This is a genomic window from Ruegeria sp. AP12, from assembly GCF_056540025.1.
Map to the genome: position 1 here is coordinate 1 of NZ_JBQFVZ010000182.1, position 777 is coordinate 777.

The following is a 777-nucleotide window of genomic DNA, read 5'->3' on the forward strand; positions in this document are numbered from 1 at the left end:
CTATCCCCAATTCTTCCAGCCCCAACCCGCGCGTGACGGGCCGGCGTCCGACGGCGATCAGAACCTTGTCGGCTTCGATCACCTCTTCCTTGTCTTTGCCGACCCGGTCCAGAGTAAGCGTCAATCCGGTTTCGGACTTTTCAATGGCCTTCAGCGCGCGTCCCAACTGGAACTTCAGGCCGCATTTGCTGAGTGCGCGCTGCGCCAGTTTCGCAATCTCACCGTCAATACCGGGCAGAACGCGGTCCAGATACTCAACCACTGTGACCTTGGCCCCAAGACGTGCCCAAACCTGACCCAGCTCTAGCCCGATCACCCCTGCCCCGACGACAACCAGATGATCAGGCACCGTGTCCAGCGCCAAGGCACCGGTTGAGCTGAGAACATCCTTCTCATCAATCTCGATACCGTTCAGCGGCGTCGGCTCAGACCCCGTGGCGATCAGGATATTCTTGGCCTCATAGATATCATCGCCAACCTGCACTTGCCCGTCCGCCGGAATGCGGGCCCAGCCTTCGATCAGCTCAACGCCGTTCTTCTTGAATAGAAAACCGATGCCCTTGGTCAGATCGCCAACGATCTTGTCCTTGCGCCCCATCATTGACGGCACGTCGATGCTGGCCCCCTCGACGGCAATGCCATGGGAAGAGAGATGTGCAAGCTCGGCATATTTGGCCGAGGAGGTCAGCAACGCTTTGGAGGGTATGCACCCCACATTCAGACAGGCTCCGCCCAGCGCGCCGCGTCCTTCCACGCAAGCCACTTTCATACCCAGTT

Annotated in this window: 1 protein-coding gene; it reads right to left on the reverse strand. The window is 59.2% G+C overall.

Going from position 1 to position 777, the window contains the following annotated elements; genetic code table 11:
- On the reverse strand, positions 1-777 hold a 777-nt coding region (locus ACR0E6_RS22120), incomplete at both ends, for a dihydrolipoyl dehydrogenase family protein (protein ID WP_480587405.1).